Origin of the sequence: Pseudovibrio sp. WM33 (genome assembly GCF_001623165.1) — a bacterium.
GTDB lineage: Bacteria > Pseudomonadota > Alphaproteobacteria > Rhizobiales > Stappiaceae > Pseudovibrio.
This window is the reverse complement of the sequence record NZ_LMCK01000055.1, coordinates 95,308-119,254: the sequence shown is the minus strand read 5'-3', so window position 1 is coordinate 119,254 and position 23,947 is coordinate 95,308. Positions and strand designations below refer to the sequence as shown.

The following is a 23,947-nucleotide window of genomic DNA, read 5'->3' as shown; positions in this document are numbered from 1 at the left end:
ACGACGTTCTTTTCGACGGCTCTCCGCCTGCATTGGGTAGATGGTGACATAACCGCCTGCATGCGTAGACAACCAATTGTTCAGAAAAACAGAGTGTGGTGTGTCACGGGACTTATCTTCGAACAGATGAACATCAACACCATGCCTACTCAACTCATCTGCTGCGGCAGAAATCTCAACATATGCCTGTTCTGCAAAATCGATGTCTCTTTGAGATTCACCAATAAGACTGCGAGAACTGCTCTGAGCTGCATCTTTGCTTGTGCTGAAAAACAAAGGGCGGATCATAACAACGGCAGATGGAGCCTGAACGGATCGGAGAGTAGGTCTGTGGTTCGTCATTGGTTCTGCTTCTTTTTGATGAGTTACACAGTGCACCATTCATCGGGCGCAGATTACTTTTTGGGAGGATTGGAAGCGGTTTTTATTTTTGATTGGCGATTTCGCTTCTTCTTGCCGGGGCTCACCTCCTCCTGGTGGCTCACAGCTTGTCTTCTGAATTGGCCTTTCAGAAAGTACGCACTAAAAAGTATACAAAATTGTGTAAATATTGAGACATTACTTCAATGCACCGTAGAGTCAGCATAATAAAATTGAGTACTTTTCATATTTATCCTAATATTATCATTAGGTTACAAAAATCTCAGCTGAATTAAGAAGGATTACGGACCTGACGGTTTTCATAGGATCATAATGATGAAACTCAATGAGAAGCAGGCATCAACTGACATAAAGCATGGTATAAATTGATAGAAATACATTTGAACCGGATAGAAACATGCATGCCCTGATCGTTTATTGTCATCCAAATTCTGAAAGTTTCAGCAAAGCTGTCCTTGATCAGGTGATGGAGACACTCAAGCGTCAACACGTCAGCCTGGATCTCATTGATCTTTATGAGGAGGGTTTTCAGCCTGTCCTTACCAAGAGCGATCTGGACAGCTATTTGAACACATCTCTCAACAAACAGGGTCTTGAGCACCACATTGATGTACTGCAGCGCTGCGACACGCTGATCTTCGTTTACCCAACCTGGTGGTATGGCTTGCCTGCCATGATCAAAGGATGGCTTGATCGCGTGCTGGTGCCAGGAGTTGCTTTTAAGCTGACTGAAGAGGGTGCGATCAAACCAAATTTGCAGAACATTAAGAAACTTGCCGTTTTTACCACCTGCGGTGCGCCAAGATGGCTTAGTTTTCTTATGGGCACGCCCGGCAAGAAAACCATTTTGCGCGGCGTGCGTGTGCTTTGCAATCCTTGGGTAAAAACCAGATATGTCGCCCATTACAACATGGACAGCTCTACTGAAAGCTCGAGGCTTCGTCATTTAAAGGTGATTGACCGAAAGACCCGAGGCCTCTGCAAAGCATACCCCCCTCCTATCAGGCCAACTAAAGATGGCCTGAGGACAGCGACAGACTCCTGAGGTACCCGCCATGTTTCCTCGACGCTATTGGATGGATTTTAAAACCACTGACTTTGAGAAAGTCGACGCTCAAAGGACTATTGCAATTTTGCCGACAGCCGCTGTTGAGCAACATGGACCTCATCTACCTCTTGGCGTGGACACATACATTAATGAGGGCATGCTTGAGACCTTGTGTGCCCGTGCACCGGAAGCATTGGACTTCCGCATTCTGCCTTTGCAATGCATCGGGAAGTCCGATGAACATATTCATGCGCCTGGGACACTCTCACTGAGAGCGGATACAGCAGCCAAACACTGGATTAATATTGGTGCTTCCGTTGCCGCCTGTGGCATCCGGAAAATGATCATCGCCAACTCTCATGGAGGTAATCTCGATCTGATTGGCATTGTCGCACGGGAGCTTCGCATTCGCTGCAAGATGTTGGTTGGCAAATGTCATTGGTCCAGCTTTGGAGCACCAAAAGGGCTATTTAGCGAAGAAGAGTTGAAGTTTGGGCTGCATGGAGGCGATGAGGAAACTTCGTTGATGCTGCATTTCCGGGCAGACCTTGTTGACATGTTGCATGCACAAGACTTCCGCTCAACAGCTCAAGATCTTGATGAAAATGCCCGGCTGGGGCCAACCGGGCTCCCTTCTTATGGCTGGATTGCTTCTGATTTGAACCCGCATGGGACAGTGGGAAATGCTGCAAATGCAAGTTCAGAGAAAGGGCGTTTGACCGCCGAGCATCAAGTGGATGGCTTTATTGAGTTTTTACAAGAGACAGCGGATTTCGACATCAATCGGTTTGATTAGTGTTTCCTGTTGCTAGCTTTGGCGAAACTCTTTGAAGCAACCAGGAGAACCTGTTTTAATTGGTTTTAGTTAGTACTGTATGTGGAGTTGAGCAATGCAATTTCTAAAAGTGATTTCAGTTTTATTGCTCACACTTTTCAGTACGCCACGCATCAGTTTTGCAGCAGACAGTCTCAGCCTTTCAGGCGGGCAACAATGGCTTGTTTTTGCCAGCAAGCAGGATGCAACCAAAGCCGTACAGCTGGCGGAAGGCTTTCAGGAAGCTCTGCAAGGGACACCCTATCAGGATAAAGTGCGGGTGGTTCGCTCAGAAAACGGCTGGTTTGGAGTGGTTGTTGGCCCTGTAAACTTTAAAAATCTGCAACTGGCACGCCAGCAGATTTCGATTGATTTGCCTGAGGATGCTTATCTGTCTCACGGGCGCCGCTACTTGGAGACTGTATGGCCCGTCAGAAACTCGCGTTTTGGAGAGTTTGAAGCGCAGAACCATTTTTCTCTGAAACTCGAAAAGCTGCGTATCGATGCAGGCCTCATCACGGAACAGGCTGACCCGAATGATGAATTCTCAAAGAATTCGAAGGTGCAGGTTGTTGGATGGATTGGGCAGAATAAAGTGTTCTCGTTTGAGACGGAGCCAAGTTATTTTCCTCAGTACGGCCAGAGCGTTGAGGTTATTCGCCTTGCCAGGGAGACTGAGTTTCCTCAGGTCGTGATCAAGCGGTTTACGGGTGGGGCGCATTGCTGTGTGGATCAACAGATCATCACGCAAAATCGAGAGGGAAGCTGGGTGACGGTTCAGGGCGCTGTGCTGGATGGCGGGTATGGCTATAGCTTTGAGGACTTGGATGGTGACGGCACACTTGAGCTTGTGAGTGCTGACAACAGCTTCTTTTATCTTTTCGCGCCATACGCAGGCAGTTTTGCGCCGCTTTACATTGAAAAGCTCTATTACGACGAAATCACCGATGTGAATATGGACCCTGCCTATCAACCTGCCTTTCGCAAAGAACTGGCCTATCTCGAGGAGTTAGCTGGCTCTGAGAAGGCGCTTTGGGGTGAAAATGGTTTCCTTGCAGGTTGGGCAGCTCTTCGGGCGCGGTTGGGAGACGGGATGGAGGCTGTCGCACAAGCCACAGAGAAAAGTCGGAGTGATCAAGAGGATCTCCGGAAGTATGCTTGCCCGGATAGATCACCAAGTTCAAAGTGCGATTACGAGAATGCAGTTGCCCTGCCGTTTCCAGTTGGTTTGACCGTACATTTGATAGAAAGAGGCTATTTGCCAGTTCAGCCGCTTCGTTAAGACATGGCTCGTACACGTGCCAAGATCTATCTCTTCGTTTACACGCATATTCCTGCCCAGAGGCCGGGACACCTTTTGGGAAAACGCCCCAGCAAAAGCTATCTGAGAGCAACTCCCGGCCACATGGCTTCAACGCGGCGGAGTTTATAGAGGAAGTACTCTTCGTCGCAGTATCCGGTATTGCGTTCCATCTTCATTGAAAAAACGCCAGACAATCCGAACGGCGCCAGAACGGTGAAGGTTCCGTTGGTCTCTAAGCGGACGCCGAGTGCATAGGTTTGGACGGGATCGCGCACCAAAGCTTCTGCGGTGCATGTGACTGGTGTTCCATTGCTCATCCGCTCGCTGTCATGATGGATGACATGACCTGCCTGATTGGACAGGTGCACCTGATAAGGCCCAGCGCTCAGGATCTGACGGATATGGCGCAGGTAGGTGGCTTCTTTTTCGAGGGCTTGCTCTGATGGATCGTAGTAGGTGATGTAGAGCTGGTGATTGCCAGCCATGGCGGGTTTGCCCTTCAATGCAGTCCAAAGAGGCCATGCGATGGAAGGGCCGGAGATGCACCAGTCCGGCAGACGGAGGGATCTGATGCCTTTCATTGCGGAAATCAGATGCGCGTTGGAGCGCAGGACCAGCTCAAGTAACCGCTTGCGATCCTCCTCACTGGTGAGTTGAGGGTCCGCAAGCGTTGCCTGATCCAGGTACTCCAAGTTGGCATTGGCCAAAGCTGAGTGACACACTAATTTTGGCATAGCCCTGATGACGCCTGCACCGGTTCATTTCAGAGTATCGGGTGATCAAACCGGATCACTGGTGATGCTCTGATACTTCATGTTTATGCATATCCTGATCCAAAGACTGGAAGCCATGCCTCGGGGAGATGCTCTACTCTTTCTAACTACTAAAAGATTCCAATGAGATAATCCATTGATGGGTTGGGCCTTGGTAAACAATGTTGAGGATCAATTGCAGGTCGCTTGTTGTTATGGCTCAGATCGTTATCTCAATTCTTACAAGTGGTTGGTGTGCAAAAGCCCGCTTTTGAGATCGAAAAGCGGGCTTTTGGGTAGGCGGATAAAATTTGGGGGCAGCCTACCAAGGGATGATTGTTAGTTCCGGCCAGTGCTTGGTGAGACGGTTGGCTTTGCGGGTGAAGGTTTCTTCGTTGGGCAGGACTTTGTTTGGGAGCATCTGCATTTGGAAGATGGGTTCCAGTCCGAAGGGGGCTTCGATTTGCAGGCGGTCATCGTCGTGCAGGCGGGCGGCGACGGAGTGGGTTGTTGAGGCGTAGTAGAGGAGAGACTCCAGCGAGCATCCGAGTTTGGGATAGTCCATGCCGAAGTGCTTGGGGAACCAGAGGTGCACGCGGGCCTGATTGCGGATTTCAACTGGAAGCCCCAGCGGTTCGCAAGCTTTGGCGAGGCTGGTGATCACACGGTCTTCGGCCTCGTAGGATGTGTCCGCCTTATCATGGTAGATCAGGTCGTAGTCTTTGATGCCGTGTCCGGCCTCCCTGCCCGTCAGTGCGTTCCAGACACTTTGGTAGATTGCGCCCGACGCAAGCCAGGCATCTGGCAACCGGGCGTCACGCAAGACCTTCAGCAGATCATAGAGCACGGTTGAGCGGATGACCTCTTCGATAAAGTACACGCGCCCCTGCTCACCTGCGCCATGGTGAACAGGGGAAACACGTGATGGCAAGGAGGTGATCTTCTCCTTGAGAGTTGAATGGCCGGATGAGGCGAAGGTCGTGAAAACTGACATGGACACGATTTTCATTTGAAAGAGATCAAGCTGTGAAGACTGCCGTAACGACTCGCCTGCAAAAACCAGAACTAAAAGTGAATTAACTTAGTACATAACAGGAACATTATGATAATCCACCCACCAGATCAATCCATGTAAATTTGGGGCTTGGCGACCTGTGAGAATTGACAGGTAGATTCGCATAGGATTTGTGCGGGGCACTTTGAAACTATGAAGATGTGGATAGTGGGAAGTACCTAGCTGCGTACTTTTCGCAATGTTACGCAGCGCATTTCACCCGAAGGGCTAGTTCCCATAACTACGTATTTGTGCGAGATGCTCGAAAGCATCAGTTTTTCCTTGAGATTTGGTGGCATTGGGCAGTAAACCGGTGTCGCGCAGCCTTTCGACCACACGGAGCATGAAGATGACCGAGACCCGCCTGACCATTAGACGGCCTGATGACTGGCACCTGCACTTACGTGATGGCGAGATGCTGAAGGCCGTTCTGCCGTCAACTTCTGCAAATTTTGGCCGCGCGATCATCATGCCTAATCTGGTCCCACCTGTTGTCACCAGCAAGGATGCCGCCGGGTATCGGGATCGCATTCTGGCAGCCATGCCAGAGGGGCACGTCTTCACGCCCCTCATGACGCTTTATCTCACAGAGACCACCGATGCGGATGATCTGGAGCAGGCAGCCAAGTCTGGTCTGGTGACTGCGGTGAAGCTTTATCCTGCTGGCGCGACAACCAACTCACAAAGTGGTGTGCGCGACTTTGATAAGGTGGCGGGTGTTCTGGAACGCATGGCCGAGATTGGCTTGCCGCTTCTGGTGCATGGTGAGGTCACGACGTCTGACGTGGACATCTTTGACCGTGAAGCAGTGTTCATTGAGACTGTGCTGGATCCGATCCGCCGCAAGTTCCCTAAGCTGAAAGTGGTGATGGAGCACATCACCACGGAAGAAGGCGTCAATTATGCCAAGTCTGGCGGTGACAATCTGGCGGCGACGATCACCACGCACCACCTGATCATCAACCGGAATGACATTCTGGTCGGTGGCATCAAGCCTCACTTCTATTGCCTGCCTGTGGCGAAGCGGGAGAAACACCGCCTTGCGCTGCGTGCTGCGGCCACATCTGGCGATGCCCGTTTCTTCCTTGGAACAGATAGCGCCCCGCATCTTGACCAGAACAAGCTGTGTGAGTGTGGCTGTGCTGGCATCTTCTCCGCACCAAATACCATGAGCTGTCTGGCACAAGTGTTTGAGCAGGAAGGCGCGCTCGACAAGCTTGAGGCATTTGCCTCTCTCAATGGTCCGGCGTTTTATGGCATGGCACCAAACGAGGCGACCATTGATCTGGTAAAGGCCGATGAAAAGGTCAGTTACCCGCCGAGTATTCCAACACCGGACGGGCCGGTGACCCTCTTCAATCCGGGATTTGATATATTCTGGAAGGTTGAGACCTAAAGATGAGTTTCAAAGCAGTTTGCACCTAATATGGCCGGGGCAAGCTGCTTTTTTTTGACGTGAATGCGTGCGATGCCAGCTCCCTGTCATCCCACACATTCAAGATCTTTGTTTTCGCGTGTATTCTTATCCGAAAACCGGAACCACTTTTCGGGAATACGCTCTAAACCACCTACTGTGACTTGAGGGACAGCGATGTTTTCCAATTCTTTTCCTGACCGCGAAGTGATGGCGGAACTGACCGCAAAAATGCTCATGGAAATCAAGGCGGTGAACTTCCGTCCAGAAGAGCCGTACATTCTGGCATCCGGTCTTGCGAGCCCGGTTTACATCGACTGCCGTAAACTGATCTCCTACCCGCGCATTCGCGGCACCCTGATGGAGTTTGCCGTGGCAACCCTGCTGCGTGATGCGGGCTTTGAGAAGTTTGATGCGATCGCAGGCGGTGAGACGGCTGGTATTCCGTTTGCTGCGTGGATTGCAGATAAGATGGCGCTGCCAATGCAGTATGTGCGCAAAAAGCCAAAGGGTTATGGCCGTGATGCGCAAATTGAGGGTGATATTCACGAGGGGCAGAACGTTCTGCTGGTGGAAGACCTGACCACCGATGGCGGGTCTAAGATCAAGTTCTGCGAAGCGCTGCGCAAGGCGGGTGCTGAAGTGACAGACACGCTGGTGGTGTTCTATTACGACATCTTCCCGGAAACGAAAGGCAAGCTGGCAGAGCATGGCGTAAACCTGCACTACCTTGCCACATGGCACGACATCCTGCGCGTTTGCCGCACAAACGATTACTTCTCTGCTGAGAAGGTGAACGAAGTTGAGAAGTTCCTCAATAATCCGCTGGAATGGTCCGCAGCCAACGGTGGTGTCAGCGAACTACCGCTCTAAGCGGAGCTATAGCCAGACACAAGATTTGATGAAAACGCAGGGCTTTGGCTCTGCGTTTTTTGTTTTGTGGCGTTGCTTTACATCATAGCCTCAAAGTTGTTTTTGCCACAAAAGCAACATGAAGCGAAAGCATATAGATAACAGCAAAGTTTATGATAATTACGCAGATGTAGCTTTTATGAGGTGAAGACCTCGCGGGTACTCGGGTTCAGCTTAGGAATTATTTTGTGACGGGCTTCAACAAAGTCTGCAAAACCTGCGCGCTGAAGCATGGGGGTGTGCTTTCGTGAACATCTTCACACCGGGAACACCACTACAAGAGCACATAGGCAATTTGGGCAGGGCGCAGGGAAACAATAATGCACGTAATCAGACACCTTATGGTGCCAGCACTGCTGAGCACTGGACTGGTCTTTTCTGTTCCTGTTTATGCGCAGGATGCCGCGGCGCCTCAGCCCAAGCCCACGTTGCAGGTTGCCCAAGATCAGCAGTCCTATTGGTTTCCTGAGACTGACCTTAAACTGCATCCCAGAATAATCTCTCGTCAGCTGCCCAATGGTATGCGGTATTTGCTGGTTCAGAGCCAATCCCCCAAGAACCAGATTGAGGTTCGTATGGCGGTTGATGCTGGCTCCTCTTTGGAAAAAGGGGCAGAACCGGGTGCTGCCCACTATCTGGAGCACATGGCGTTTAACGGTTCTAGCAATGTGCCGGAAGGCGAGATGGTTGCGTTGCTGGAGCGCGCAGGGCTGGCCTTTGGCGCAGGCACCAACGCAGCGACCACTCTGAACAACACTACATATCGTCTCTCTCTGCCTTCAGCAGATGCGGAGTTGCTGGACACTGCGCTGTTTATTATGCGTGAGACAGCAAGTGAACTGACGCTCTCAACAAGTGCGATTGACCGTGAGCGCGGTGTTGTCGCCTCTGAAGTGCGCGGCAATTACGGCCCGGGCTATGACGCGCTGGTTGCCAGATTTGATTACCTTTATCCGGGCATTAAACAGCGCACCTTGCTGCCGGTTGGCACAATGGACGGCATTGATGCCGTTGACCAGGCAACCCTGCGTGATTTTTATGAGAGCTACTACACGCCCGGTCGGACCACAGTGGTTGTGACTGGCGATATTGATGTTGAAGCAACAGAAGCTGCCATTCAAAAGCACTTTGCGGATTGGGAGCGCCCTGCGAATGCAGAGCAGCTGGACAGCGAAGAGCCGGATTTTGGGAGATTGAAGGTTGCCGAAGCCCCGCGTGCTGCGCTTTTTGTAGAACCGTCTTTGCCTACCGTGTTGAGCATTTATCTCGTCAAACCTTCTCAAGAGCTGATTGATAACCAGCAGAACCGCATTCAGAACACGCTGCGCAGGATCGGGATCAGTATTTTGAAAGAGCGGCTGCGCGATGCAGCCCTTGCCTCTCACGATACCATGGTCACTGCCGGCACGGATTATTACAGCGAAGACTTTGCCAACACCGTTGTTGCCAGCGCGACCGTTGCCACCGACAAGTGGCAGGACGGTTTTGCGTTGCTGGAGCAGAAACTGCGGCAAACACTGGCTTATGGCGTGACACAGGAAGAAGTTGACCGGCAGTTGGTGAACCGGCTCAACTCACTGGAAGTTGCGGTGAAAGCGGAAGAGACTATTCCAAACCGCGCAATCGCCAATGTTCTCGTGCGCGATGTGCTCAATGAGAGCGTCACCACATCCTCTGCCGATGATCTGGCCTTCTTCCAGAAACACTTTTCTGATCTGAAAGCGCGGCAAGTCTCAAAGGCACTGCTTGAGCTTTGGGAAGGTGCAAAACCAAACCTGTTTATGACAACTGCCGAAACCTTTCCAAATGCAGAAGAGACCATTCTTTCCGTGTTTGAAGAGAGCCAGAAGCAGCCAGTTGCAGCCTTTGAAGCCAAGTCGCTGACCAGCTTTGACTATGAAAGCTTTGGCCCCAAAGGCAAAGTTGCCCAGCAGACAATCAGCAGTTTTGGGCAGATCCGCTCTTATACTTTTGAAAACGGCGTGGTGCTGAACTTCAAGCAGACGGACTTTGACAAGGGTAAGGTGTTTGTCTCCCTGCGCACGGGTCGCGGTATTGAAGACCTGCCGGCTGATAAAGATGGTTTGGCCGGATTCTTCCAGAGTGCGTTTATTGTTGGCGGTCTTGGCAAGTACTCGGTTGCTGATCTGGACAAGGTTCTTTCTGGTACACAAGTTGGCGTTGGTCTTTCCTTTGGCGAAGATGGAATTTCCGGGCAATACGGAACAACGCCGGACGATCTGAAGCTGCAATTGCAGGTGGTCGCAGCGTATTTGACGGATCCGGCTTATCGTCCTGAGGGGCAAGCGTTTTACCAAAAGAGCCTGAAAGAGACCTACAAGAACTTCCGCAGCTCTGCTGAGGCTGTTCGTGGCCGCGAGTTCTCCCGCATTTTGCATAGCGGCGACAAACGCTGGGGTGCAGGAAGTGAAGAAGCTCTGCTGGAGCGGAACTATGAGGAGCTGAAGCCAATCATCTCTCGCATCGCTCAAAAGGGCCCGATCGAGATTGGTATTGTAGGCGACCTTGAGGTCCAAACCGCTCTGGATGCGGTTGCCGAGACTTTCGGTGCTTTGCAGCAATCCTTTGAGGCGCCAAAGCATAGCTACGCAACTGGTATTGAGTTTCCTGAGGCGCAGGCTGTATCTTTGACCCATGAGGGTGACAGTGACGCGGCGCTTTTGCAGCATTATTGGAAAACCAGCGATGATGCAGATGCAACGCAGAGCTATACGCTGCAGTTGTTGCAGGGCGTCATAGAGCTTCGTCTGCGCGATAAACTGCGTGAGGCTATGGGCGCGACTTACAGCCCTTATGCGTTCAGCATGAACTCCAACACAATCAAAGGCTTCGGCTATATTGGAATGTCCAGCAAGTTGAAACTGGATGATGTGGATGCGGCGGAGACTGTTTATCAGGATATCGTCAAAGAGCTGCACGTGAAGGGCAACATCACAGCGGATGAGTTGCTGCGTGCGCGTCAGCCTATTCTGGAAGCCATGAACAATGCCGAACACAGCAATGGGCTGTGGTTTGAACTGGCAAGTCAGGCTGTAAGCTATCCTGAGGCAATCCAGCGCTATCAGAATTACACGACAATTCTGGAGCAGATCACCCCGGACGATCTGGTCGTGGCAGCATCAGATTTTCTGGTGCCAGACCGGAATGTGACGCTGAAGATTCTGCCAGAATGAAGCAGTATAGAAAACGCAGAGCCAATGCCCTGCGTTTCTTTTCCGAGGTCTGTCACAAACGCTGTTGATGATCATCTATTGTCTGACCATCAAGACAACCGCTTATAAGCATAAGTTTTTACATAAACCGGCGAGATGCTTATCAGATCAGCCCCTCAGCTTTCATTGCTGCCTGAACCGATGAGCGTTGGCTGACCCGTTCTGCAAATTCCGCAAGGTTTGGCCAGTTCTTCAGATCTATACCGACAAGGCGCGGCCAGCTACAGACAACGAAGAGGTAGGCATCCGCAACTGAGAAGCTCTCACCCAATAGATAGGATCTACCATCACTAAACAGGCTCTCAAAGCAGTCCAATTTGGCCCCTACACTTTTTGCAGCGATTTCTTTTTCCTGCACAGATGCGGATGGTGTAAATAGCGGAGTGAAAGCCTTGTGGAGCTCGGAGCTGATGAAGTTCAGGTATTCCTGCAACCGTGCACGAGCAACACTGCCTGCTTTGGGCGCGAGCCCGTGTTCTGGATGTGTGTCTGCAAGGTATTGCAGGACTGCAGCACCTTCAGTGAGCACCTCACCCGATTCCAGCAGAAGTGCAGGAACATAACCTTTTGGGTTGATGGTTTTGAAATCGAGACCAGTGCTGGTTTTTCCGGCCTCAGTGTCAACGCGATCAATCTCGTATGATATGGCAATCTCATTCAGTGTGATGTGTGTTGCCAGTGAGCATGCGCCGGGTTTGTAAAACAATTTCATGGGAAGGCTCTTTTCTCAAGGTTTTTATTTTCAGACCCCGAGGGATATCAACCCTCATGATTGATTGATAATATTAAGTTTTCACGATAATGATTATTTTTTATAATCATGTTTAGTGAGCAGTGTCTATGACCTACGAGCAACTGATTGTTTTACATGCCATTGTGACTGAAGGAACTTTTCGCGGTGCAGCGGAGCGTTTAAACAAGTCTCAATCCGCCATAAGTCACATGCTCAAAAAACTGGAGGCGGAGATTGATATAGTCTTGCTATCCAGAGAGGACTATCGTCCGAAGCTGACTTCGGCAGGAAAAATCTTTTACAGACAAACCATTCGGGTGATGCAACAGATGAACGAGCTAGGGAGTTTGGCAAAAACACTCAATGCCAAGCAAGAGGCTGAGGTCTCGCTCGCAATTGCTGCAACTCTGCCTTTACAACCTACTCTGGGTATCATTGGTCGTGTACGATCAGAGTTCCCCGCAACACATATTCATCTTTCTCGAGAGAACCTGAGTGGTCTGATTGAACGACTGCTAAGTGGCAGTGCTGACATCATTATCGCCACTATGGATGGTGTTCCCGAGGAGCGAGTAGAGGCGGTTTCGTTTGCCGATGTCACCATTTTACCTGTCGCACATCCCGATTTTGAGCCCGCACAGAGCATGCATATGAAATCGGCCACTGAAATGCAGAGTTATACTCAGATTGTTGTGGCAGACAGTGGCAGTGGAGCCCTTACTCAAAGCAAGGATTTGTTGCCTGGAGGATTGCGTTGGACGGTGACAGACACTGTAGCCAAAAAGGAGATATTGAAAGCTGGACTTGGCTGGGGTGGCATACCTGAGCACATGATCAAAGAGGAACTGGCACGTGGTGAACTGGTTCAGCTGAACGTTGAAGGCTTCCAGCCACGCCAGTCCCGCCTGTTTCAGATCCGGAAGCGCGACAGAGACGTTGGCGTTGTCGCACAAGCCATCTGGGATGACCTGATTGGAACCGAGGGCTGAGCAGGCAGGCGCCGGATCGCCTCATTACAGTCAGGCGAACTCCGGCTGTTTGCTGAACATGAGTGTTTCACCGTCTGCCGGGATCAGGAGTTTGTCACTGACACCAGATTTTTGTGCCAGATCCCGCAGCTGCGTTCGCTTTACAGGGCAATGGTTTATGGCCTCCAGATGGTTTGCGATAACTTGTCCCGGCGCTAGTCTGATGAACTCCATGATCTCATCCAGCGACATGAGGATGTCCTTGCCGATATCCAGACTTGCGTTGCCTGCTGCGACAACTGCAATGTCGGGCCTCAAGGTTTTGAGGCAGTGGCGAACATCTTTGGTGAGGACAGTGTCTCCGGAAATGTAGAGCGAGGGTGCATCGGGGAGCTCGAGAAAGTACCCCACGCCCGGGCCCATGAATCCGGCAATCCAGCCGTATCCGTGCACTGTTGGGATTGGAGTGATGTAACCGTCGAAGAAGGGTTGGCGTTGTTCATCCTTCAGCGGCACGGTGGGAATTACCCTTTTACCAATAAATTCCTCATCATCCAATCGGCAGTAAGTCGGGATTTTCTTTGAGAGCAGCAGTTTCTTTGCTGCACCGTCCAAATGATCTGAATGGCCGAGCTGACAATGCGTTACCAGTGCCGCTGTCAGACCCTCAAGATGCTGCTGCGCACCATCAGGCAGCGGAACCATCGGATTTCTCAGGCTTTTATGTCGGATGAAGCTGTAGCTTGGCAGTGATCCAACCTTACCCAACATGGGATCAACCAGTATGCGGTGTTGCTTGTGCTCAATGATGAGGGTTGCATTGCGAAGAAAGTGAAGTTTCATCCTGACCTACTGCTCTAACCTGACCTTGGTCCGTTGATCCTAGTTTTTGGCTGGGAATTTGATATAGTCCGACTAGACACAAATCATACATAATCCGCCATATGAGATTTGAGCATGACTTCAACCATTGCAATTTTTCTGCTGGAGAACTTTCTGGGGCTCGCAGCCTTTGGGTCCGCAGACATATTCAAGACTGCAAACCAGATTGCAGAGGTGCGTGGCGACGAGGTCATGCCGTTTCAGGTCCAGACTTACTCTTTAGATGGCGAGCCAGTTCGATCTTCAAACGGTATTTTAGTGACCCCTGATGGCTCCTTAGAGGAGATTTTTGCGCCTGATGTGGTGTTTCTTCCCGGCATTGGCACGACCTCAGCGCCGCAATGTACGATCAGCACAAACTGGTTCCGTGGTGTTGCTGAGCAACTTCAGCACCATTCTCAAAACGGCAGCATCATCGCTGCGAGTTGTACCAGCACGTTTCTACTCGCTGAAGCGGGACTGCTAGAGGGAAAGCAGGCCACAACAACCTGGTGGAAGCAGAAGGAATTTAGCGCGGCTTATGAAGGTGTGGAGCTGGCCGGTGATGAGATTCTCGTTGATGCAGGCAATGTCATTACCAGCGCTGCGGGCACTTCCTCTCTGGACCTTGCGCTACATCTCATCAACCGGCTGGAAGGCCCTGCCCTTTCCAGATTATGTGCGCGATTTATGGTTCTTGAAGAAAACCGAGGCTTGCAGCAGCCCTTCATGATCCCGTGGCATGAAAAAACACGGGATGAGACGATTGAACGTGCGGACCAATGGGTGCAGAACAATTTATCCTCACGCCCCCTCAAAGTACAGGAGCTTGCTGGCTTTTTGGGTATGAGCACACGCAGCCTGTTGCGGCACTTTAAGCGAGAACTGTCACTGTCTCCGCAGCAATTCATTTTGAACATCCGCTGTGAGCGTGCGAAGTCTCAGTTGGAGTATACGACGACACCAATAGCCACGATTTCTGAGGCATTGGGCTATTCTGACGAGAACGCATTTAGGCGCTCGTTCCTTGCGCAGGTTGGCGTCTCACCAGCCCAGTACAGGCAGAAGTTTCGCAGGCAAGTACCTTAATCAACAGGTGCTTTTTCTGGCACAACTGCAATGGCATCCACTTCGAACTCGATAATATCGGTCGCAAGGACCGGCACTGGAATGAGTGTGCTTGCTGGTGGGCTGGCACCAAAGATTTCGCGACGCTTTTTGTTGACATAATCCAGTCTGGACTGGTCATGATCTTTAATCAGTACGGTGATTTTCACCGTGTCTTCCACACTGCTCCCAGCAGCTTCGAGCGCTTTGATCAGGTTGTCGAAAGTCCGGTCGACCTGTTCTTCAAAGGTGTTTGATCCATCCTTGGAAATGCCCACCTGACCAGCCACATATGCGATGCGAGCACCCGGAGCGACAACGACAATCTGCGCGTACCCAGACTTGGTTGAATCCGACAGGGTGTCTGGATTGATGACGGTCTTCTGGTCAGTCTCTGCAGCCAATGCTGAGCCACTCAACAAGATTGCAGCGCACATCGCGAGGGCTTTGCCTGTGGTTTTCATGGGGCACTCATTTCCTGATTATGTTGCTCTGTCGTTGGCTGCGTGTTGACCAGCAGCCATTTGCTCAGCTTGCACCTAGGGTTACTTTTTGCCGGATTTGACCTTGGGCGGTGCTTTTGCTTTTGGCTCTACCTTGAAGCAAGCTTTCATCTTTTCAACTTCACCTTTCAGCTTCGGAATATCTGAACGCACAGATTTGACCTTGCCGTTCTTGAGAGCGGTCTCGACCTTCTTGATCAACTTGTTTGCAGAGGCTTTATGTTTGTTGAATTCGGCGACTTTGTCCGGATTACTCAAAGTACCCAGCTTGCCAGACAGGTTTTTGATGTTCTTTTGGGCATCCTCGGCAGCAGCTTGATACTCTTTCTTCCGTTTGGCGATATCCTCACTGTTGCCAGGTCGCAAATCGAGCATCACGGTTTTGGCTTCTTCCAACTCTTCTTCAGCTTCGAGGAATTTGTCAGCTTCCAACGTCTTCAAAGATTGATCCAGCCCATCCTTGGCTTCTGAGTAGATGTCCTCAAACTCTTCTCGGGCGTTATCATCCTGATTTTTTTCTTTTTCCTTACCCAGCTCGTCCAGTTCAGCCTTGGCAGCATCAATTTTCTCACGCAACTCGGCGTAGGCTTCTTCCGGGTCTTTTGCTGCGGAGTAATAAGCTGCTTCCAGCGCATCCCTCATGAACTCGAGCTGGTCCACAGCATCACTGATTGCGCCTCCTGCGTCGCCGCTGCCCATACTGGCCTGTGCTTTGTCGATATTACTATCAACTGCGACATAGGCCTGATCAAAGTGTTGGAGGTGCACCGCAAGCTCTCGGTCAAGTTTCGCCTTGCCTGCAATCTCAGATCGTCTGGCATATGTATCCTTCAATGTTTTGCGTAGGTAATTGATGTGATCCGCGACGGGCGTTTTGCCATCAATGCGCAGGTTCTCTTTAGGTTCGCGATCAAAACTTTTCGTCGGACCGTTCCATTTGAGATTACAAGCGCTTAGTACATTATCTGCCCAGGCCTCAACCTCTGGCGGGATGATTTGTGCGTCTACATCCGACATTTAGCAACTCCAGACCAATGCGGTGACAGCTTAATTTCTTTACGATCCATTATGCTTAGCTAGAAAGCTCTTGCCTCCATATATGAGAGATTGAGTGAAAACGGTTTGAAGGAGATCTCTCAAGCTTTGAGCAAACTTGAAGCTTTTGCCCCATGAAAACTTGATGCTGACTTGAACCGTTGCCCTGCGAAGTGCCCTGAGGTTTTGTATGCCTAAAACACGAGTAACCCCTGAAAGATAACTCTAACGTTTGTCCCTAAGCATCTTCAAATGCGTGGAAGCCGATGGCTGAAGCGATTGGCAAAATTCCAGCGCACCCGTTCATCGGACTGGTTTGGTGCCAAAGACCACATCAACTCAGGGAAACAAACATGCGACTGAAATTACTCGCAGCAGCGGTCATCGCAGGATCACTCGGCTATACCAGCCAGATCGACTTTACCGAGCTTCCAACAGGCGTGGCTCTCCTCTTTTCTGTCGGCAAAGCCAACGCCCAAAACCCTCATCTCAATCAATCAAGACGCGTCTCACGGCGAACATCTCGCAGAACATCCAGACGCACCAACTATCGTCAGTCCATATCTGGCTGCAGCCCATACAATTCTTACTACAATTGTGGCGGCGTCTATTACAGACCTGTCCTTCAAAACGGCGTGACTGTCTATATCGTTGTTAATCCGTAATTTTTCTATTCTGGAGACCCCAAAATGATTAAATCACTCGGAGCTGTCTTGTTCGGTCTTGGCTTGTTGGTTGCGGCCACCGGACACAATGCGATGGCGCAGGATACAGCAGGAAAGAATGCAGCCCAAGGCGTTTTTGAAGCCTGTGAACCAGAGATAAAATCTCATTGTAAGGAAGTGACACCCGGAGAAGGTCGCATTTTTGCATGCATGTATGCCTACGAGGATAAACTCAGTAAGCAATGCTCCACTGCGATTGATGATTTCGCCGATGCCCTGGACTTCTTCTTCGCGAACGCCAGACAGGCTCTGGCAATTTGTGCTCCAGATATTGAAGCTCAATGTTCAGAAACAGCAGTTGGCGGTGGTCGTGTCCTAACCTGCCTGAGTGAGAAGCAGGATAAAGTAGGCGCTGAGTGCAAAGAAGTGATCGAAGTCTTCAGTGAGAAGTTTGGCCTGAAAGAAAAAGACTCTTGATTGCCGTAGCGTAGACTTGCTGGCTGATTAGAAAAATCAGTTAATCAGCCAGCTCATCCACGTGAAATCTAATGAATAAAACTAAACCACCCCTCACGAGCGCAATATAATTACATTAATTGATGTCATTTTAGTTGATAATAATGCACGATAAATCTACCTAATCTATCAATAATACCAGATCTTTGATGAATAATGCTTTTTGCATATATTCGCCTAAGGATATTTCGTTTTTCTGCCCCTACGTCAACTGCTAGTAAATTCATGTACGCATGATAATTACATAATGTGTGGGAGGTCATCGGTAGACGTCATTTCTACCGGTCATGAATAACTATTGTTTGTTGCCTGACCTGTGTTTTGCTCTTCTCTGATGGTCCATGAGCTTTTGAACTGGATGCTGTGACACATGAAGAACGCCAGATTGCTTATTGCGGTTGTTGCTTTCTGTTTTTCCGCTTTCGGAGTGAGAGCCTCAATGCCGGTTAATCCTGACCGGCCCTACTCAAAACCCACTTGTTCCTATGCCATTGAACGGTTGAAGGAGGCTGTGGCTGGCAGCCCCTTGCAAAGCAGCAAGGAGCAACAGCGGACTGTTCAATATGCCATTGAGCAAGTGGAACGTGCGTGCCTGGAAGATGCTGGGCGGACGGACAACCTTCCGAAGCCCCAGCAAAAATGAACTCATTCATCTGAATGTCCATTTTAAGCTGGAGAAACATAATGACAAATCTCTATGAGACCAGAGATGCCGCAGACAACGCGTCCACATCCTACCGTTTGAGGGACACGGGGCAGGATGCGCAAGGATCGGACAACAATATCTTCGAGACAGTTCAGGGCACTATTACCAGTGATGGCGACCACGACTGGTATGAAGTCGAGCTGGTTGCCGGGCAGACCTATACCTTTGCTGCTATTGGCACTTTTGATGGCGAAAGCCGCTTGGACGATCCTTATCTGCGCCTGCGGGACGCCGATGGGAACTTGTTGGTGGATGACGATGATGGAGGACCGGGCACACACTCCACCATTACGTTTACCGCAGCAACCAGCGGAACTTTCTATCTTGATGTGGCGTCCTATGGTGATCAGGGCACCGGACAGTACGGCTTGTCTGCCGTAGAAGGCGACAAAGCTTATTATGACGGCAATATGGGTGCTGGTGCCTTGCTTCGCCCTGGCCTCTCGTGGAGTGGACCGGGTACAGCTGCGACAGTGACTTATGGCTTCCGTGAGAACAATAACGGGGTTGAAGACACGTTTGCACACGTCACTGATGAACAGATTGCAGCTATTGAGAAGGTCCTGGCCTCCTACTCAGAAATTGCCAATATCTCGTTTGATCGGGTGAACCCGGACGGATACACCGACGATGCGACCATGCTGTTTTCCAACTACAACTCCACCACGGATGGTGCTGGTGCCTATGCTTACTACCCAGGTTCACCGGACGCAGGTGAGAATGAAGGCGACGTCTGGCTGAACACGAACAGTGTCTCAACCGATGAGTTGCCAACCGGCTCTTACAGCCACTTTGCTGTTATGCACGAGATCGGCCATGCTGTGGGGCTGGCGCATCCGGGGGACTACAATGCGGGTCCGGGTGTTCGCATTACTTATGATGAACATGCTCAGTTCCGTCAGGATACGCAGCAGTATTCTGTGATGAGCTATTTTGATGAGAGTAACGCCGATTCCAACCTCGGCTACGGTGGCTTCCCGGACACGCTCATGCCGCTGGATGTGCTGGCACTTCAGCAGCTTTACGGGGTGAATATGACCACCCGTGCGGATGACACGGTCTACGGCTACAACTCCAATGCTGGTGGTGCCTACGATTTCTCCGAGAAGATGCCCAGCGCGGTGACCATTTGGGATGCCGGTGGCAATGACACCATCGACATGTCAGGTGCTGGTAAGGTCAACCAGATGATCAGCCTCATTGATGGCTCCTTCTCCGATGTGGGTGGTGGCCTAAGTAATCTGGCGATTGCTTACAATGCCGTTATTGAAAACGCGATTGGCAGTGGTGGCAATGACACCATCATCGGCAATGCGGCTGGCAATACTCTAGTTGGCAAAGCTGGTAATGACACGCTGCTCGGCAACGGCGGCAAGGACAAGCTGATTGGCGGAAACGGTCACGATACCCTGCGTGGTGGCTCTGGCAATGATGTGCTGAAAGGCGGTGCCGGGGACGATACTCTGGACGGAGGCTCCGGTGCGGACAAGTTGATTGCAGGTGCCGGTGACGACACGCTGACAGGCGGTTCAGGCGCTGACAACTTCTGCTTCTTCAATCTGGGAGGTGATGACACCATCAACGACTTTGAACTTGGCAGTGATCTCATCATGATCAAGAGCCGCATGGCAGAGTTTGCCAACCTCACCATCTTTGATGATGGCGGAGATACCGTGATCACCTTTGGAACAAACTCCATTTCTCTGGTGAATGTGGATGCTGCACTCCTTGGCGAAAGCGACTTTGCTTTCGTGTAGTCAGCAGAAACTGGTCAGTGCCCTATCAACCCAGGGCACTGACTCAGATCTTAAGAGGACGCCTCAGCCATTGCTGGTTCCAAATGCTCTGCGCCAAGCATGGCCTTAAACTGCTGAAGAGCATCAGTGGCGAGCCCGGCGGCTTCAAGAACAGCTGCTGAAAAGGATACCGGGGCCGTTCCAGGAGCAGAAATCACGCCACGATCCGAGATAGCGGATGCACTTGACTGGTAGTGTTCAGCACCTTTGTAGTTTTTCGCATTTTGCTGCAGGAATTCTGCGTTGTTTGATGTGTGTCTCGCTTCATTCAGCAGACCTGCTCTGGCAAGAGCCAATGTGCCACCGCAAATTCCAGCAACAGCACCACCGCGTTCGTGGTGAGCCCTGAGCAGATCTGCGATATCCGGAGCCTGTTCGGTTTCCCAGATTGTTCCCCCAACAACGACAATAACACTTGGTTCAAACGTCCTGATCTCATCCAGCTTACGCGAGACAATCGCAGCGAGCCCGCCTTGCGACTTCACTTCACCGACCTGAGGGGTGAAGAACTCAACCTGCATACCGAAAAATGGGCCGCCAGTGCCAGCAATCAATGCGTATTCCCAATCGGCAAAGCCTTGGGTGAGGATCACTGCAATCTTCGTCATTTCAAATATCCTTTTGAACAATCATCCGGGTTGATCGCCATCGCTTACAATAGACTCTGTTCACTATATGTTCCAGAGGCAGGATTGGCTATCCCTTTCTTATGAGAACGACAAAACAGATGCTCTTGCTTCCATACAAGCAGATTTCTTTGATCTGAACTACCACGTCAGATCCCAGGGATTTAGGTCTTGGCTGAGATGTGTTGCCCTGTGAGTTCAAGTTGAGTTGGGGAGGCATAAATGGGGCAATGGAAACTTCCTGTTCAGGCTGCGATTGCAGCACTGATGATGGGGTGTGCCACGTTTGTTGCCTTTGCAATTGATGGCAAGCCGCCACAGCATTATCCAGAGCTGGTCGGGCAATGGGTGGTGATCAAAAAAGATGCTGTTTACTGGCATCGGGATATCCAAAGTCAGGAGAACGGACCTTCTCATTTACGGATAGATGAGCAAACAGGACCGGTGCTGGAGGGAGTTTTCTTCTGGCAGGTCAGTCCCGGGTCTGGGCGAGATCATGATGGGCGGTCCGAGGTCTCAAAATCCAAAGAACCCGTGATTGGGATGATCGGATGGGACGGCGCGTCCATTACACTTGTTGAGCACCCTGACACAGGCACTATGCAGGGGCGCATGATAAACTCTGACACAATGGAGCTGGTGCATTATGAGGCTGGACCGTATGCAACGATCTCGCGGTATTTGCTCGTGCGACCTTAAATACACCAGCCATGTTTTCAGCTTTGACTTCATGCTCATCAAAGCGCAATCAGGTTTGAGATCACCCAGGTGTTCATCAGGTCAATGAAGAAGCCGCAGGTGAGTGGCACAATGAGGAATGCTTTAGGCGATGCACCAAACTGACGGGTGACGGAGGTCATATTCAACACGGCTGTGGCCGTGGAACCGAGCGCTATCCCGCCAAAGCCTGCTGCGATAACGGCTGCATCATAATCCTTGCCCATGGAGGTGAAGACGATAAAGAGTGCATAGCTAATGGCAAGCGCGATTTGCAGAGACATCACCAGTGCGACGAAGCCCATAAACTGCCAGACCACCAACAGGTCCATGGTCATCAGCGCGATACTGAGGAAGATACCGAGGCTGATGTCTGAGATCATCGCCATGCCTTTTTCGCGGCCAACATTGTCGTAGTTGCGAAACAGCAGGCGGCCCACGTTGTTTATGATGATGCCTGCGACAAGAATTGGCACGAATACCGGAATAACGACACCAGCTTCCTGCAGGCCAAGATACATCATGTAGCCGATGAAAATTGCCATGTTTATGAAGAAGACGGCGCCCAGAACATCGTAGTAGTGCAGATTCAGCTTACCATCATCCTTGAAATTCTGCCCGACAGCTTCGTCTGTGCCGAGGGATCCTGCCAGTTTATGCCGTTTCATGAGGTACTGAGCAATTGGTCCGCCGATGATACACGCAGACACGATGCCAACTGTGTTACAGGCAATGCCGATCTCTTGTGCATTTGCGACGCCAAGTTCTGAAGCAAAAATTGGTGCCCATGCAAGCGTTGTCCCTACCCCGCCGGATAGCGAGACTGACCCGGCGATGATGCCTGTGTGTACTGGATAGCCATAGACGCTGGCCGCCCCCATACCGACAAAATTCTGAACGCCAAGGAACACCGAGGAAATGATGATGAGAATGATAAGTGGTTTGCCACCTGTAAGAAGGTCACTCACCTTTGCACGAAGGCCAATTGCCGCGAAGAAGTAAATCAGAAAGAAATCAATCGGTTCTGTCGAGAATTTAAGTTTCACACCCCACCAGACCGTCAGCACAGTAACAAGAATGGCGCACAGCAATCCGCCAGCCAGAGGGTCAGGGATCGTCAGTTTGCGAAGGGCTACACTTTTTCGAACGAGCTCTCGTCCGACAAACAAAACAAGGATTGCAATTGTGATTGTCGTAAATGGATCAATCTCAATTAGCTCAGGTTGCGCACCTTCCATACGGACCTCACTGTTCACCAGCCTTGGTTCTATCAGCATGACCTCACTTGCCGTTTAAAAGTGATCTGCGTATTTTAATCGGGGTGATCCATTTTATTTACTCTGATGCGGCAACAAAACCTTATGTATTGCGTAGATTTTCGAGAATTTCTTGTGTAAGGAAGACCTTCAATTTCAATATTACAGCGGCTCAACTGTCCCCATGACTAAACTAGACAATGAAGCACTTGCTGACGCATATAACCGGGCTCTGGATCTGGAAAAAGCAGGCAAGTTTGACGAGGCTGCTGAAGCCTACAAAGCAGTTCTGGAGTTAGATCCGGAAGATCATGGTGGCGTGGCCGTTCGCCTGGCAAGTATGGGCAAAGGAAATGCGCCGCTCAAAGCGCCGGATGCTTATGTGAGCACGCTGTTTGATCAGCATGCCGAAGTGTTCGACATGGTTCTGGTGGATCAGCTTGGCTATTCCGTTCCACTGATGGTGCGCGACAAGATTGAAAAGCTGGAACTTGGCTCCTTCAAACGTTTGCTGGATCTTGGTTGCGGGACTGGCCTTTCCGGCGAAGCCCTGAATAACCTAGTACCCCATAAAACCGGCGTGGACATTGCCGAGGGGATGGTTGAAGTTGCGGATGAGAAGGAAATCTACGACGACCTTTACGTGGGTGAAGTGGTTGAATTTCTCAAGGTTGAGGAAGAAGAGCGCTGGGACCTCATCGTCGCGACTGATGTGCTGCCCTACATGGGCGAACTGGAAGAGTTTTTCGCCGGTGTAGCGGGCAACATTGAAGCCAATGGTGTCTTTGCATTTTCCTCCGAGACACTTCCTGCAGAGGAGTTAGGCGAGCAGAACTTCATGGTGGGCAAGTACCATCGGTTTGCGCACGCTGAGAGCTATGTTCGGAGCTTGCTGGAGAGCAGTGGTTTTACCATTCTTGATCTTTCGCCGATCACCGTACGCTTTGAACAGGGTGAGCCAGTTCCGGGTCATCTGGTTATTGCGGCCTACAAGAAGAGCTAAGGGCGTAAAAATAACTAGATAAAGTCAGGTGACTATTAATTGTTAAAATTGTATTAATGTCGCGAATGACTTAGATTTCCTCCTAGGAAATAAGCGTGTAGCTCTATAACTTGCACAACCTTAGATACGTCCGTCACATATGCGGAGCAACATGGGTGCCCATGACCAGTCTTAATATCAATGGCAGATCAATTGATGCCAAGCTTGGTGAAACACTTCTAGAAGTCGCTGAGCGCGGTGGACTAGCTTTGCAGTGTGACTGCGGGAATAGCACTTGTGAAAGCACGCGTGTTACTGTGATTTCCGGTGAGGTGGAAGCCAATGGCTCTCGGCTGAAAAGCACTGTTCTTGCTTGTAAGGCAACGGTTGCTGGCGATGCTGAGCTGATGCTGCCCGCATCCTCTGAGTTGCAATCGCTTAAGGGGCATGTTTCTGCAGTGCGGAAGGTTTCCGAAGACCTCTTCGAATTGCGCCTGAGCTTTACCAAGCCGATTTCATGGCATCCGGGCCAGTATTACCATGTTGAGTTTAGCGGCCAGGAGCG

23 protein-coding genes and 1 pseudogene (1 of these 24 cut by a window edge) are annotated in these 23,947 nt (G+C 50.7%); 15 read left to right on the top strand and 9 right to left on the bottom strand.

Features of this window, described 5'->3' with window-relative positions:
- Positions 1-342, bottom strand: partial view of a citrulline utilization hydrolase CtlX gene (ctlX, locus tag PsWM33_RS10320; protein ID WP_208994507.1) — the 5' end (the start) only. It extends 636 nt beyond the left edge of the window; 342 of the gene's 978 nt are visible here — the first part of the coding sequence; it begins with the start codon at positions 340-342; the stop codon falls past the left edge of the window.
- 436 nt (positions 343-778) lie between these two features.
- On the opposite strand from ctlX, the gene PsWM33_RS10315 reads away from it, so the two are divergent.
- The 3 genes from PsWM33_RS10315 to PsWM33_RS10305 all read left to right on the top strand — a co-directional run bounded on the left by PsWM33_RS10315 (position 779) and on the right by PsWM33_RS10305 (position 3,525).
- Positions 779-1,426, top strand: a complete 648-nt coding sequence (locus tag PsWM33_RS10315) for an NAD(P)H-dependent oxidoreductase (protein ID WP_208994506.1) — start codon at positions 779-781, stop codon at positions 1,424-1,426.
- A gap of 31 nt (positions 1,427-1,457) precedes the next feature.
- Positions 1,458-2,225 carry a creatininase family protein gene (locus PsWM33_RS10310; RefSeq protein WP_244276681.1) on the top strand — a complete coding sequence of 256 codons (768 nt, stop codon included), beginning with the start codon at positions 1,458-1,460 and terminating at the stop codon, positions 2,223-2,225.
- Positions 2,226-2,319: 94 nt separating this feature from the next.
- Positions 2,320-3,525 (top strand): hypothetical protein, encoded by a 1,206-nt coding sequence (locus PsWM33_RS10305; protein ID WP_063300150.1) that lies wholly within the window; start codon positions 2,320-2,322, stop codon positions 3,523-3,525.
- A 98-nt stretch (positions 3,526-3,623) separates the two neighbouring features.
- Here PsWM33_RS10305 and PsWM33_RS10300 read toward each other — a convergent pair whose 3' ends face one another.
- Positions 3,624-4,280: a nucleotidyltransferase family protein gene (locus PsWM33_RS10300; RefSeq protein WP_063300149.1), complete on the bottom strand. Its 657-nt coding sequence runs from the start codon at positions 4,278-4,280 to the stop codon at positions 3,624-3,626.
- Between the two features lie 340 nt (positions 4,281-4,620).
- Entirely contained in the window at positions 4,621-5,292 is a 672-nt protein-coding gene (locus PsWM33_RS10295) for a nucleotidyltransferase family protein (protein WP_208994505.1), read from the bottom strand.
- Positions 5,293-5,701: 409 nt separating this feature from the next.
- Between PsWM33_RS10295 and pyrC the strand changes: the two genes are divergently transcribed.
- The 3 genes from pyrC to PsWM33_RS10280 all read left to right on the top strand — a co-directional run bounded on the left by pyrC (position 5,702) and on the right by PsWM33_RS10280 (position 10,872).
- Positions 5,702-6,748 carry a dihydroorotase gene (gene pyrC / locus PsWM33_RS10290; protein WP_063300147.1) on the top strand — a complete coding sequence of 349 codons (1,047 nt, stop codon included), beginning with the start codon at positions 5,702-5,704 and terminating at the stop codon, positions 6,746-6,748.
- A gap of 195 nt (positions 6,749-6,943) precedes the next feature.
- Complete coding sequence (locus PsWM33_RS10285) at positions 6,944-7,639, top strand: orotate phosphoribosyltransferase (protein WP_057461032.1); 696 nt, start codon at positions 6,944-6,946, stop codon at positions 7,637-7,639.
- Positions 7,640-7,998: 359 nt separating this feature from the next.
- On the top strand, positions 7,999-10,872 hold the full coding sequence (locus PsWM33_RS10280) for a M16 family metallopeptidase (RefSeq protein ID WP_063300146.1): 2,874 nt from the start codon (positions 7,999-8,001) through the stop codon (positions 10,870-10,872).
- A gap of 142 nt (positions 10,873-11,014) precedes the next feature.
- Here PsWM33_RS10280 and gstA read toward each other — a convergent pair whose 3' ends face one another.
- The gene (gene gstA, locus PsWM33_RS10275) at positions 11,015-11,623 is read right to left on the bottom strand and encodes a glutathione transferase GstA (RefSeq protein ID WP_063300145.1); all 609 of its coding nucleotides are present in this window, start codon (positions 11,621-11,623) and stop codon (positions 11,015-11,017) included.
- A 128-nt stretch (positions 11,624-11,751) separates the two neighbouring features.
- On the opposite strand from gstA, the gene PsWM33_RS10270 reads away from it, so the two are divergent.
- Positions 11,752-12,633 carry a LysR family transcriptional regulator gene (locus PsWM33_RS10270; protein ID WP_063300144.1) on the top strand — a complete coding sequence of 294 codons (882 nt, stop codon included), beginning with the start codon at positions 11,752-11,754 and terminating at the stop codon, positions 12,631-12,633.
- 30 nt (positions 12,634-12,663) lie between these two features.
- Here the strand turns inward: PsWM33_RS10270 and PsWM33_RS10265 are convergent, their stop codons facing one another.
- Complete coding sequence (locus tag PsWM33_RS10265; RefSeq protein WP_082826962.1) at positions 12,664-13,455, bottom strand: MBL fold metallo-hydrolase; 792 nt, start codon at positions 13,453-13,455, stop codon at positions 12,664-12,666.
- 114 nt (positions 13,456-13,569) lie between these two features.
- On the opposite strand from PsWM33_RS10265, the gene PsWM33_RS10260 reads away from it, so the two are divergent.
- The gene (locus tag PsWM33_RS10260; protein WP_063300143.1) at positions 13,570-14,562 is read left to right on the top strand and encodes a GlxA family transcriptional regulator; all 993 of its coding nucleotides are present in this window, start codon (positions 13,570-13,572) and stop codon (positions 14,560-14,562) included.
- Here PsWM33_RS10260 and PsWM33_RS10255 read toward each other — a convergent pair.
- Together PsWM33_RS10255 and PsWM33_RS10250 are read right to left on the bottom strand one after the other, a co-directional pair.
- The gene (locus tag PsWM33_RS10255; RefSeq protein ID WP_063300142.1) at positions 14,559-15,044 is read right to left on the bottom strand and encodes a RidA family protein; all 486 of its coding nucleotides are present in this window, start codon (positions 15,042-15,044) and stop codon (positions 14,559-14,561) included. The genes PsWM33_RS10260 and PsWM33_RS10255 overlap by 4 nt on opposite strands.
- Before the next feature lie 81 nt (positions 15,045-15,125).
- Positions 15,126-16,100: a hypothetical protein gene (locus tag PsWM33_RS10250; protein ID WP_063300141.1), complete on the bottom strand. Its 975-nt coding sequence runs from the start codon at positions 16,098-16,100 to the stop codon at positions 15,126-15,128.
- 371 nt (positions 16,101-16,471) lie between these two features.
- On the opposite strand from PsWM33_RS10250, the gene PsWM33_RS10245 reads away from it, so the two are divergent.
- From PsWM33_RS10245 to PsWM33_RS10230, 4 genes are all read left to right on the top strand, one after another.
- Positions 16,472-16,783, top strand: coding sequence for a hypothetical protein (locus PsWM33_RS10245; protein WP_063300249.1), 312 nt, complete (start codon positions 16,472-16,474; stop codon positions 16,781-16,783).
- A gap of 24 nt (positions 16,784-16,807) precedes the next feature.
- Positions 16,808-17,260, top strand: a complete 453-nt coding sequence (locus tag PsWM33_RS10240; protein WP_063300140.1) for a cysteine rich repeat-containing protein — start codon at positions 16,808-16,810, stop codon at positions 17,258-17,260.
- Positions 17,261-17,738: 478 nt separating this feature from the next.
- A complete protein-coding gene (locus PsWM33_RS10235; protein WP_063300139.1) occupies positions 17,739-17,942 on the top strand; it encodes a hypothetical protein in 204 nt (67 codons plus the stop codon).
- Between the two features lie 41 nt (positions 17,943-17,983).
- Positions 17,984-19,762 carry a M10 family metallopeptidase C-terminal domain-containing protein gene (locus PsWM33_RS10230; RefSeq protein ID WP_153039922.1) on the top strand — a complete coding sequence of 593 codons (1,779 nt, stop codon included), beginning with the start codon at positions 17,984-17,986 and terminating at the stop codon, positions 19,760-19,762.
- Between the two features lie 50 nt (positions 19,763-19,812).
- Here the strand turns inward: PsWM33_RS10230 and PsWM33_RS10225 are convergent, their stop codons facing one another.
- Positions 19,813-20,409 carry a DJ-1/PfpI family protein gene (locus PsWM33_RS10225; RefSeq protein ID WP_063300137.1) on the bottom strand — a complete coding sequence of 199 codons (597 nt, stop codon included), beginning with the start codon at positions 20,407-20,409 and terminating at the stop codon, positions 19,813-19,815.
- A 240-nt stretch (positions 20,410-20,649) separates the two neighbouring features.
- On the opposite strand from PsWM33_RS10225, the gene PsWM33_RS10220 reads away from it, so the two are divergent.
- The gene (locus PsWM33_RS10220; protein WP_063286638.1) at positions 20,650-21,126 is read left to right on the top strand and encodes a hypothetical protein; all 477 of its coding nucleotides are present in this window, start codon (positions 20,650-20,652) and stop codon (positions 21,124-21,126) included.
- A gap of 38 nt (positions 21,127-21,164) precedes the next feature.
- Here PsWM33_RS10220 and gltS read toward each other — a convergent pair whose 3' ends face one another.
- Positions 21,165-22,421: a sodium/glutamate symporter gene (gene gltS / locus PsWM33_RS10215; RefSeq protein WP_208994504.1), complete on the bottom strand. Its 1,257-nt coding sequence runs from the start codon at positions 22,419-22,421 to the stop codon at positions 21,165-21,167.
- A gap of 163 nt (positions 22,422-22,584) precedes the next feature.
- On the opposite strand from gltS, the gene PsWM33_RS10210 reads away from it, so the two are divergent.
- A complete protein-coding gene (locus PsWM33_RS10210; protein WP_063295026.1) occupies positions 22,585-23,403 on the top strand; it encodes a methyltransferase in 819 nt (272 codons plus the stop codon).
- Positions 23,404-23,564: 161 nt separating this feature from the next.
- A pseudogene (locus PsWM33_RS28850) lies at positions 23,565-23,759 on the top strand (2Fe-2S iron-sulfur cluster-binding protein); the annotation flags it as partial.
- Between the last annotated feature and the right edge of the window lie 188 nt (positions 23,760-23,947).